Raw genomic sequence first — 11,889 nt, 5'->3', positions numbered from 1 at the left:
TAAATGAAAGCGAAACCAAAATTAGTGGAATTATACCCAATCCCTATTACCTTATGGCATGCCGGGCATATTGATAAACTGTAAATATGCAGTGCAATGCTTCTTAACTTCAAATGAAATGGGGTTGTAAACGTGTTCAAAAAAAAGACAATGGTGACGTTAGCGCTTGCTTTATGCCTGGCTCTTGTAGTATCCGCATGCGGCAGCAAATCCAGTGAAAATGGCGGAAAAGCAGATAACAACACGGTGACGGTTAAGTTTATGCACTTATGGCCTGAGGGTGTATCCGCAGGACAAAACAAAATTGTAAATCAAATTATAAAAGATTTTGAAGCTGAACATACGAACATTAAAATCAAACAGGAAGTGCTTGATAACGAGCAGTACAAAAATAAATTAAAAGTGCTTTCTTCATCCAACGAGCTTCCGGATGTAGGGGTAACTTGGGCAGCTGGATTTTTGCAACCATATGTAGAGGGCAATTTGTTCTCGCCGGTTGACGACTTGCTAAGCGGAGAGCTTAACGGCAAATTCGTTGCAGGCACAACCGAAGCTTACGCGATCGACGGTAAAACTTATGCATTACCGCTTGAGTTCAATATCGCGCCTATTTACTATAACAAAGAAATTTTCGCTAAATACAATCTTGAAGTTCCTCAAACCTATGAGCAGTTTCAAGCGATTGTGAAAACGCTGTCCGATAATGGCGTTGCACCTATCACGCTAGGCAACAAAGACCGCTGGACAGGATCGTTGTGGTATATGTATATGGCTGACCGTATTGCAGGCCAAAAAGCATTGGCAGATGCGATTAGCGGCGCGGGCTCCTTTATGGATGAAGGTCTTGTCAAGGCAGCTGGAGATATTCAAACACTTGTTGACAGCAAGGCATTCGTGAAAGGCTTTAATGGCTTGTCCAATGAAGAAGCGAAGTCCGAGTTTCTAAACGGCAAAGCCGCCATGTTTATGATGGGAACTTGGGAGCTTCCTAACTTTACAACCAATGAAGATATTCCAAAAGAATTCCGCGATAGCGTTGGATTTTTTAAATTCCCTACGGTTGAAGGCGGAAAAGGCGATATCAATAGCTGGGTGGGCGGACCGGGAGTTGGCTTGTTCGTAGGTGAAAACTCCAAAGTAAAAGAAGAAGCAAAAACGTTTGTAGAATACTTCGTTAAAAAATGGGGAGAGCAGGCTGTTACAGGTGCAGGTGTCATTCCTGCAACGAAAGTGGACACTTCTACTCTAGAGCTGCCTCAGCTATATATTGATTTGTTCAATGAGATGAATCAAGCCAGCAGCATTACCTTGTTTGCCGACGTTCAAATGAAAGCTAATGCAGCAGAAACCCATTTGAACAACATTCAAGCGCTGTTCGGCAAAGAAGTTGCACCGGAAGCATTCTCGACAAATCATGATACAGCGATTAAAAAAGGAAACTAAACTTTAGCGCGCCCGAATCAAACGGTGCATGATGGAGCCTTATCTATACGCTTATAGGTAAGGCTCCGCTTTTAAAAAAGATGCTTAAGTTTTCTTCTTATGAGGTACGGAAAGGAGTGCTCGCAAGTGGATAAAGTAATGTCCAATAAAAAAGTAATAGCGTTGTATGTACTGCCGGCTTTGCTTCTCATATTGGCTGTTGTCTATATTCCAATCGTCTTAACCGGCTACTACGGCTTGCATAGCTGGAACGGCATTGGAGCGATGAAATTTCTAGGGCTCGATAATTATAAAGAACTGATCGTGGACGCCAAATTTTGGAGCAGCGCTTGGCATTCCTTTTTGCTCGCATTATTTTCAACAATAAGTCTTGTTATTTACTTAGCTATTGCAATGGTGCTTGCTTCGAAAATAAAAGGCGCCAATCTGTTTCGCAAAATTTATTTGATCCCAATGCTCCTCTCGTCGGTAGCCATTGCACAATTATGGCTTAAAATTTATCATCCGACCAACGGAATCGTTAACAATATTCTTGAATCTATTGGTTTCGCAAATCCTCCCGCATGGCTGGCAGAGCCAAAGCTTGTCATGTTTGCGCTGTTTGTGCCTATTCTGTGGCAATATGCGGGCTTCTATATTTTGATTTATTATGCAGCACTTAAGAACATTCCGGCATCCTTAGAAGAAGCAGCCAAAATTGACGGCGCGAGTGCATGGCAAATTGCTTGGAAGATCAAGCTTCCGCTTGTTATGGAAGTAGCCAAGGTTACGATCGTTTTGGCAGTAGTCGGTTCATTGAAATATTTTGACTTGATTTATGTTATGACGGACGGCGGTCCTAACGGGGCTAGTGAAGTAATGGCGTCCTATATGTACCATACGGCATTCCGTTCTTATGATTTCGGCTACGGCAGCGCGATCGGCTTCTTCCTGCTTGTGATCTGTCTCGTAGCTACATGGCTCATACGCAAATTTACAGCATCCAAGGATACGATTCAATACTCATAAGGAGGGACGCTTCATGGTAACTGGAACCGCTGGCCGGCTGCAGGACAATGAAAAGAGCGGCAAAAGTGCTCTTGGCAAAATAGGCATGCTACTGCTGTACGCCGTACTCCTAATTGTCGCGGTCCTGCAATTATTTCCTTTAGTATGGCTTTTGTTTTTCTCGCTTAAAAACAATCAGGAAGTTTTCAACATGCCGCCGCTTTCCTTGCCGATGAACCCGCGCTGGGAAAACTATGCCAAAGTATGGGATGTCGGCAACATTAATATTTACTTTTTAAATAGTGTGTGGATAACGGTAGCAGCTACTGTAATTACAGTTGTATTGGCAAGTCTCGTTACTTACGCGGTAACGCGTATGAAGTGGAAGGGCAGCTCGTTTGTGCTAGGATTGTTCATGGTTGCGATGATGATCCCTGTCCACTCCACCCTCATTCCATTGTTCAACATGTTTAATAAGGCAGGTCTGACTGACCATCCTTTGACGCTCATCATCTCATATGTCGCGTTTAATATGCCGATTACCATTATGATATTGCTGGGCTTTTACATCGCTCTTCCTCGCGAAGTAGAAGAAGCTGCTGTAATTGACGGCTGCTCGGTCAATCGCATGTTTGCTCAAATCGTATTTCCGATGACCAGCTCCGTTCTGGCTACGACCGCTATTATTAATATCATTTATAACTGGAATGAATTTATTTTCGTCAATACCTTTATTAGCTCAGATGTGTATAAGACATTGACAGTAGGCGTGCAAAACTTTATCGGCCAGTATTCTACGGACTGGGGTGCGATCGGCGCTACACTTATGATTAGTATTTTGCCTATTCTAGTTGCATTCCTGTTCCTGAGCGACCGTATCGTGGAAGGAATTGCGGCTGGATCGGTGAAGGGGTAAGGTCAATCCTGCAAAAGTACATGATTTTTTTGGGGGTTAAGATGTTTGCAGGAGAATTCTCAAATTTACAGGAATTTCAAGCTTTTTCGGCAAAAAGAGGTTTATTGCTCATAAATCCTGCATAATCCAGGCCGTTGAAAAATGCTAACGGAACTGAGACACGCTATTGTACGGAAATCAGCTTATTCTAAAATCTAAAGGAACTGAGGAACCTTATTTACCCAAAATCACTACCTAAACGGGGGAAAGATTACCTATAGCGCTCCACAGTTCCGTTACAGTTTTAAAACACCTTTTTATTGCTAAATAGCGCCCCACAGTTCCAATACAATTCTAAACAGATGGCATTACGAATCGACGACTTCCCGCTTACTGCTTTAGGTCTGTTATATTCATCGAGAAGTGGTACCTCCTTAGTCAGAACGTGCAACTTTACCCTCGTTTGTTTCCTTTTGAAGGACAAGCGAGGGTTTTTCGTATTTATTGCGGAGTTTCCTTAAATACAAGTTTTATTAAGCGTATTCTAACCATTAATCTTCGTCAAATTGGTGATATTAGCTATAGAAGTCTATTACTATAGTGAGAGGTATGTTACCATCAAGGCTGGAAGCAAATGGAGGTGAACCAACTGATGAAGAATCAAAAAGGTATCATCGTCGCTATCATTGTTGTAATTGCATTAGCAGGCATTCCATTATTAAGTACATCTTTAGAAACATATCTTATTACAGTTGCAGTCGCCTTGTTAGCGATCCTACTAGCCCTATTTATGAGAAAAAGGATAAAAAACAAACTGATTATGGGCCATCTAGGAGCAGTTATTTTATTTCTTTTTTTATGGTATATGGATCGATTTACAAACTCTAATGTGTCATATTTTGCTGTAGTTTTATATTATTTATTTATGTGGATGTTTTACTTTATGGGCAAGAAAAAGTGAAATCTAACGAAGCTGACAAGCGCTATTTCAACAAAAACAGCTCATTTGAAAATGTAACGAAGCTTAGCAGCGCTATGTGTGAACAAAACACGTTTTTAGGCATCTTTTACCTCAAATAAGGACGCATATCTTCGTTAAATTGTTAAAACGAGCACTTACTGTACAATAACGCTTCTGATGAGGGTAACGATTAATTGTGGATAGGGCAATAAGCAATCGAAAGGGATGTTACTATGATCAAGTTTGAGATTCCGACCGCTGTTGTAGTCCAATTTTTTTGATTACATAACCCCTGTATAGGATAAAGTTGGCCTACAAAGGCGGACGCTGCCGCTTCTCCATTCCCAATCTTGCTCTTCGTTCCCCTTTCTTTTTGCCATTAGTTACCCATAATTAATCGACACCCTCCTGCTTCGTTAAAATTTCTGAACAGTAGCATTATTCTGCACGATCGTATAAGTAAAAGCCTCCGTGAAAAGGAGGCTTTTTGAATATAGAAAAGTAAAGCCTATTTCTCTTTATAGATAAAATAATCAAAGTCTGCTGGCGCGCTTTGGCCTGACGTATCCTGGCACTGCATGCCGACGAAAGCGCCTGTAAAGAAGCCGCCGCCTTTAATATAATCATCGGACAGCTTATAGGACGGGAATGGAATTTCGATGCGAGTCCAGCTGCTGCCGTCCAATGAGTAAGAATAATGATATACATCGTAATCGACATCGACGCGCAAGTATACATATTCTGCACTGTTCGGCAATTCAATTTCTTTGCCCTGCAGCGGCTGCGCGAAAGAGAAGTTATCTGCTGCGACAAGCTCTAATATTCTGCCTTTCTCTTCATTCCACGAAATATGGCAGGCGGTCCAGTTCTGTGTGTTGTAGTAGTTCACAAGCCCAGCGGATTGCTGGAACGTTGTCGGCTGGAACGCGACCTTCGTTTCTGCTGTAAAGTTGAAATGCTGCCAGCGTCTTGCTACGAATGCTTGTGTAAATTTCGACGTTAGCGATTCCTTGCCGTACAGGCGCAAATGGCCAGGGCGATCCTTGAGCGATACAATATGCTCGCCAAGCGGAATGCGCAGGTTTTGAAAATGCAGGTTCAACTGCTCGCTATCGAAGTCATCCTTCTCCGGATAGTCGGGTTCCCATACCGTTTCAGGTATAGCAGGTCCTTCTATTGTCAGCGAAGGCTGATTGCCGCCGACTACGTAAGGCCAATCATTTTTCCACTCCAGGCGCTGAATAGCAGTTTCCCGTCCGAGCGGGCAATAACCGCGCGGATCAAGCAAAGGCTGACCCTCTCTCGATAAAGGTCTGCCCGTCAGATGCACGAGGAACCACTCATCGGTATGCGTATGAACGATGGACGCATGTCCTGCCTTTTGCAGCGGGTTGCGCGGATGCGCAAACGATGAAATAAGCGGATTGTCGGGATGTACTTCATATGGTCCGCGCAAATCCTTGGAGCGGGCAAATGTAGCGCAATGATCATATTTCGTGCCGCCTTCAGCCGTCAGCAAATAATAATAGCCGTTAAGCTTGTATAGATGCGGAGCTTCCGTCAGCATAATATCTGTGCCTTTGAAAATAATGTCCTGCTTGCCAACAAGCTTGCCAGCAGCGGCGTCAAACTCCTGCAATACAATGCCATAGAAGCTGTGGTTGCCTTCACGCTGATCCCATACCATATTGACCAAATACTTTTTCCCATCGTCATCATGGAATAAGGAAGGATCAAAGCCGGAGCCGTTCAAATAAGTAGGCTCAGACCACTCACCGTCAATTGTCGCACAGGTTGCGAGGTAATTATGGCAGTCCTTCCAGCGTCCTTCAACAACTTTTACATCCGTATAAATAAGCCAGAACATGCCCTCTGAATAGGAAAGCTGAGGCGCCCAAATGCCGCCAGAATCAGGATTGCCTGTCATGTTGAGCTGACTCAAGCGGTTAAGCGGCCTAGATACGAGTCGCCAGTTTTTTAAATCCTTGGAATGGTAAATACCTACGCCAGGAAACCATTCAAAGGTCGATACTGCAATGTAATAATCTTCCCCTACACGGCAAATGCTCGGATCAGGATTAAAGCCTGTCAAAATCGGATTTTGAATTGTAGCCATATCGAAGCTCCTTTTCTTTGAAAATAGTAGTATGAGAAAATGTGGGTAATTTTATAAAACATAAAATTTCATTTCTGCTGATTACCCATCTTGTGCACATACAAGAAATGCTTGTGTGGTATGATAATTATATTGTAACAATGGCTCATGACAGATCCTATATCCATAGCATGTCGTTATTTACCCAAATCAAGCAGGAGGGGGAGAAAGTGTGCTGGAGCAAGGCCCAAAACGCATATTCGCAGAATCCATGCTGCCGGACATCGATTCGACGTTTCGTGTATTTGCCGCGCATTGGAGAACGGTTGGCCAGGAATGGAGCTATCCTCTGCATCGCCATCCTCTGTTTGAAGTTAATCTTGTATTGTCAGGGCAGCAGCAAATGACGGTGAATGGAAAAGTATATTTACAAAATCCGGGAGATTTACTGCTGCTGCGTCCTGGCGACAAGCATGAGAGCCGAGCGGTGGGCGAAGCGGAAATGACCTATTATTGTCTGCACTTTGATGTTGATGAGCGGTCTTTTCGAGAGCTGCTTAACCGCAATCCAGACTGCTTTTATCCGTCAAGCAGCAAGCTTACAGGCACCATTCGTCCAGCTCTTGATAAGCTCATATCCTTAACCTCGCAAGAGGCAGTCGTACAGGTCGAGACAAGAATGAGCATTTTATCGGCTTTATTTGAATTATTTTCCGGACTTAGCGGCTCGCTGCCGCGCATCAATAAAGGGAAGTCATCTGCTTCGATCTCTTCAGCAGCTGCCCAGATCGCGTCGATGCTGGAGCAGGCTGTCGAGCAAGGGCCAGGAGAAGGCGGAGAGGAAGGCTCAAAGGAAACAATCGAATCGATTGCCGCCGAAATAGGCTATAGCCCATCGTCCATCAATCGCATGTTTACAAAATCGTATGGCATGTCGCCGAGGCAGTATATGTCCTCTTTGATGCTAAAGAAGGCCAAGCTGCTGCTGCTTGATCCAGAGCTGACAATCGAGGAAATATCGCTGCAGCTGGGCTATCGCAATATTGCCCATTTCAGCAGGCAGTTCAAGCGCTGGACGGGGGAGTCGCCCAGTTCATTCCGTGGGCGAGTCTAAGCTCTTATCGTACAGGTGAATTGCCTGTCTGGCTAAAAAAACAAAATAACAAAGCTCATAGGACCCACCGCCCCCTAATGTTAATTCCAGTATACAGAAAGGTACCCATACTCTAAACGCTTTTTTTCTAGTGTCTAGTGGTATGGGTACCAGTTTAGCGGTTCCTATTTTCTCTATCTTTGTTATGTTGATCTAAAAGCTTTTGTTTATTTGCTTTATACCTTTTTATGGAATAAATAAGACTGATTATTCCTGATGTTATCACAATGAATAGAAGAAAAAATTGAGGTGCTTCAAGTCCATTATTTCTAGGCACACCAGTTTGAGGTTTACTCATTTCTAGTACAACATAAACAACAGTTAATAATGGGATAGTGATAGCAATAATGCTTAATAATATACTCAACTTATCACGATTCATTAAAACTCCTCCTTAAAACCTAGTAGTCTCTCGGCATTCGCTGTGGTAGACAAAACAAGAGATCTCGTTTTCCCATTTAGCTTTCATGTCATGCTGTCAAATTGAATCGAACGATCTGCCCTGCAGGTATTCGGACCTCCATGTCCGACTTCGCAGCAACCTGCAACGATAACACTTATCTCCGCTCCATATATTCCATTCTTTGCAGTACGCTTTGGTACTAACTATCAACTTTCGTAAGCTGAGTTGCTGTTATAGGAATCGCCCAGGACTGTGAGCTTACTAGAATGCTGTTCTATATAATGAAAATAATTGCGTTCTGCAAGCTGCAGCAGTTCGAATTTAACACCCCGCTTGGGAATAGTAAGCGCAGGCTGGCGCTTGATCGCTTCCCGCTTGCGCAGCAGTTTCATTTTATCAAGCAGCAGCTGACGGTTGCCAATCCGGTTGACGATGATTTCATCCGGGCAATGCTCGGCATCATAATGAGCGATAAAAGCGTCTGATAGCTCCGTGCCGTCGTTAGGCTCTTTTTGCAGCTGTTCGATATGAATGCCAGTTATCAGGCCATGCTGAATAGCAAGGATACATACTTCATTTTCGCCAAAATAGAGCACAGCTTGTCTAGTATCCGTTTGGCGTTCGACGATTTGTTTCTCCTTCGCCGCTGCTTCCAGGCTTTGCGCCGTCAGCAGCAGCTTTTGCGCTTTTTCGAAATGCAGCGCATCGGAGCATTTTTGTATTTGCTCATATAAGGAAGCAATAATTTCATCCGCGGGCCTTGAAAGCAGCAGCGCAGCCTCTTCAGCCTGCTGCTGGTATTGCTCTTTGCCGATCAGCCCTTCGCAAATGCCGCTGCAGCGGTGGATATGATAAAGCAAGCATACTTTTTTTGGCATGGCTTCGCAGGAGCGCAGGCCGAATTGTTCCGTTATGTAGCTTGCCAGCTCGTCACGGTAACGGGAGCTTTTGAATGGGCCGAACTTTTTGGCGGCTGCCGGTCTGGAAGATGAATCATCACGATTTCTATAATAAACAGCTAGACGTGGAAATTCCTCCTCTGTCAGCTGCAAATAAGCATATCCGGTTTCCTCTCGTATCAAGGCGCGATTAAAGGGAGGCTTGTGCTGTTTAATGAGATTATTTTCGAGGAGCAAGCTTTCGGCTTCATTATTGACGAGCATTACATCTATAGAAGCAACCTGCTCAACCAGTTGTATTAACTTGCGCTCTGTGTGCTGACGGGTGAAATAAGAACGAAGCCGGTTTCTAATGTTTTTTGCTTTGCCGATATAAAGCAGCTCGCCTTCCTTATTTCTCATTAAGTAGCAGCCAGCGCTTGTCGGATATTGATCAGCCTGAAAGTGAAACGGCATCGAGCCTCCCCCCCTTGGTTATTGCTTAATAGCAGAGAGCCTCTAGAAATGGCCCATGCTTTTATCGTAATAAATAAGAGGATGCTTTACAATATGAATTATTTACATTTCTTGTCTTGCCTGGGCCCACGGCGGTTTGTACATCTACCGACTATAGATCCCGAGGTGGCTTGTCCAACTGATTGGAATTGAGATATGATGAAACTACTTTACGGCCGGAGGTTAATGTCATGAAGTTGTTCCGCAATTCGATGCCTAGAAGCGGTTTATTCCTTACTTTGCTATGTTCATATATTTCGATTTTCATGTTGCCCATGCTCATCGGTGTATTTATGTTTCAGCAAATCCAAGGAAATATGATTCGTGATTCCAATCGGGTGCATCTAGCCATGCTTGAGCAGGTGAAGATTGCTGCGGAAAGCCAATTTAACCAGCTGGATAAGCTCATGCTGCAAGTTGCTATGAATCCTAGAGTGCAATGGGTGCTAGGTGAAGGTATAAATGATTATTACGGCAGCAGACAGATGGATTTTTTAAGTGTAATTCAGGAATTGGGTACGGTTCAGAATCTGAACCTATTTGTCTGGGATGTATTTGTTTATCTGAAAAATACGGATAGTGTGTTAACGACAACCGGAAAAGTGGATGCGGATACATTTTTTAATGAGTTGATGATCTATGACGGTAAGAATGCCGAAACAATTCGTGCTGATTTATTCTCAGGAACGCGCTTTCGGCAGTATTATCCCAATGTATCGGTTGCGAATCGGGATGGCACGAAGCGAGTGTTAGCGTATGTGCAATCGCTTCCACCGGGTGAAGGGACTCAGCCCAAGGGCTACTTTGTGGCCTTCATACACGATCAGGAGTTGCGCAGCTTGTCCAAACAAGCTCAGCAGATCGACGATGGGGACATCTATATTGTTAATGAACATCAGCAGGTACTCTTCTCCACGGCCCCAAGTGATCAATGGGAAATGGACTTCATGATCGACTTGCCTAACGGAAGCGGATCAAGAGAAGAAATCATTAGCGGGGAAGCGAGGATGCTTTCCTATACGACGGATCAGAAGGGATGGGCCTATATCTCGGTGGTGGACAAGGAGTCATTACTGGCTGATGTCCATATTATTAAAGAACGCGCTATGTTGCTTCTGCTGTTATGTCTAGTAGCTGGCGCTTTCGGCTCATATGTATTGGCCTATCGCTATTACAGTCCCTTGCGAGAGATGGTTCGCTCGATTAGGCATTCAGACGATCAGATCAAGCAAGAGGGAGTCAATGAACTTGATATTATTCGCAAATCGATTGTTCGTTCGTTTGAGGAAAACAGCAGGTTGAGCCGCACCTTATCCCAACATATCCCTGCATTTAAGTCTAACTTTCTATCCCGGTTATTGGCGGGTCAAGTCACCCTGAATACGATAGACGATGAATCCTTGTCATTTATGGATGTTCGATTCGAACATGACTGCTATGCGGTAATAATTGTACATATCGATGATTGCCGACAGTTTGTAACAGAAGATACGGAGAAGGAATGGACACTGGTTAGATTCGTACTATCTAATCTAAGCAGTCATCTGCTTTCGGATGATGGATATACGATAGAGCTGGGGCGGAATCGCTTAGCGCTGCTAATTAACTGCGAAGAGCCTTTAGAAGATGTCGTGCAGCGATTGGATTCATTCATTCGTGAGTTGAAGCAAGCTGCCAATGAACGCTTTCGGATGCAGATTACGATCGGTGTGAGCGATATTCATCAGGGACTGGATGCTCTTCCTGCATGCTATCAGGAAGCGCTGGAGGCTTTAGACTATCATCTGATCTATGGACAAGATGTAATCATCTACTATCGGGACGTTGCCCAGCTTCAGACCCTATATTATCATTATCCTCCCGAGCAGGAAGCGCAGATGATTAATCTGGCTCGGAGTGGAGATGATGCTGCTGCAGACCAACTGCTTGACGATATATATCAAGTGAATATGGCCGCAGGAGCTTTATCTCCAGATATGGGGAAATTGTTGTTCTATGATTTAATGGGGACTTTGATGAAGATCGTCAAGGGACTGACGCTAAGCGAATCCGAGCGAGCTGAGTTAACCGCGGATTCATTGCGGCAATTAGCGGAGTGCTCTACTGCAGAGGACATGCTTGTTCACACGAAGCAGATGTATCAGAAGGTATGCAAGGTTGTGCTGGAAGCAAAAACCGATCGACGACATCAGTTATATAACAGTATGACAGTGTATATCGAACAACATGTTCAGGATAGCAATTTAAGTCTTACTTCCATGTCGGAGCATTTTCAGTTAACGCCGCAATATTTATCTACCTTCTTCAAAAAATACAGCGGCCAAAATGTAACAGATTTTATTAGCCGGCTTCGAGTGCGTAAGGCGAAAACATTATTGCTGACGACCACGTTGACCGTCTCTGAGATTGCTCAGAAGATTGGTTATGCGAATGAAGTCGGATTTATTAGGTTGTTTAAAAAAATGGAGGGCGTAACGCCCGGCAAGTATCGCGATATGGCTGAAAACGAGCCAAATCCATAGATTGTATAGGTGAGATTTAAATTGTATAGTCCGAAT

Annotated in this window: 9 protein-coding genes; 6 read left to right on the top strand and 3 right to left on the bottom strand. The window is 43.9% G+C overall.

Going from position 1 to position 11,889, the window contains the following annotated elements; genetic code table 11:
- The first annotated feature begins 132 nt into the window (after positions 1-132).
- From V1L65_RS21225 to V1L65_RS21210, 4 genes are all read left to right on the top strand, one after another.
- Positions 133-1,443 carry an extracellular solute-binding protein gene (locus tag V1L65_RS21225; RefSeq protein ID WP_331701257.1) on the top strand — a complete coding sequence of 437 codons (1,311 nt, stop codon included), beginning with the start codon at positions 133-135 and terminating at the stop codon, positions 1,441-1,443.
- Between the two features lie 126 nt (positions 1,444-1,569).
- Complete coding sequence (locus tag V1L65_RS21220; RefSeq protein ID WP_331701256.1) at positions 1,570-2,451, top strand: carbohydrate ABC transporter permease; 882 nt, start codon at positions 1,570-1,572, stop codon at positions 2,449-2,451.
- Positions 2,452-2,464: 13 nt separating this feature from the next.
- The gene (locus V1L65_RS21215) at positions 2,465-3,346 is read left to right on the top strand and encodes a carbohydrate ABC transporter permease (RefSeq protein ID WP_331701255.1); all 882 of its coding nucleotides are present in this window, start codon (positions 2,465-2,467) and stop codon (positions 3,344-3,346) included.
- A 631-nt stretch (positions 3,347-3,977) separates the two neighbouring features.
- On the top strand, positions 3,978-4,286 hold the full coding sequence (locus tag V1L65_RS21210) for a hypothetical protein (protein ID WP_331701254.1): 309 nt from the start codon (positions 3,978-3,980) through the stop codon (positions 4,284-4,286).
- 508 nt (positions 4,287-4,794) lie between these two features.
- Here the strand turns inward: V1L65_RS21210 and V1L65_RS21205 are convergent.
- Positions 4,795-6,402: a glycoside hydrolase family 43 protein gene (locus V1L65_RS21205; protein ID WP_331701253.1), complete on the bottom strand. Its 1,608-nt coding sequence runs from the start codon at positions 6,400-6,402 to the stop codon at positions 4,795-4,797.
- A gap of 211 nt (positions 6,403-6,613) precedes the next feature.
- Between V1L65_RS21205 and V1L65_RS21200 the strand changes: the two genes are divergently transcribed.
- Positions 6,614-7,495: an AraC family transcriptional regulator gene (locus V1L65_RS21200; protein WP_331701252.1), complete on the top strand. Its 882-nt coding sequence runs from the start codon at positions 6,614-6,616 to the stop codon at positions 7,493-7,495.
- A gap of 154 nt (positions 7,496-7,649) precedes the next feature.
- On the opposite strand, the gene V1L65_RS21195 is transcribed toward V1L65_RS21200, so the two are convergent.
- The gene (locus V1L65_RS21195; protein WP_331701251.1) at positions 7,650-7,916 is read right to left on the bottom strand and encodes a hypothetical protein; all 267 of its coding nucleotides are present in this window, start codon (positions 7,914-7,916) and stop codon (positions 7,650-7,652) included.
- A 227-nt stretch (positions 7,917-8,143) separates the two neighbouring features.
- The gene (locus V1L65_RS21190) at positions 8,144-9,292 is read right to left on the bottom strand and encodes a GIY-YIG nuclease family protein (protein WP_331701250.1); all 1,149 of its coding nucleotides are present in this window, start codon (positions 9,290-9,292) and stop codon (positions 8,144-8,146) included.
- Between the two features lie 230 nt (positions 9,293-9,522).
- Between V1L65_RS21190 and V1L65_RS21185 the strand changes: the two genes are divergently transcribed.
- Positions 9,523-11,853: a helix-turn-helix domain-containing protein gene (locus tag V1L65_RS21185; protein WP_331701249.1), complete on the top strand. Its 2,331-nt coding sequence runs from the start codon at positions 9,523-9,525 to the stop codon at positions 11,851-11,853.
- The last annotated feature ends 36 nt before the right edge of the window (positions 11,854-11,889 follow it).

The organism is Paenibacillus sp. IITD108 (assembly GCF_036541265.1).
Classification (GTDB): Bacteria; Bacillota; Bacilli; order Paenibacillales; family Paenibacillaceae; genus Pristimantibacillus.
This window is presented reverse-complemented; position numbering and strand designations above follow the sequence as displayed.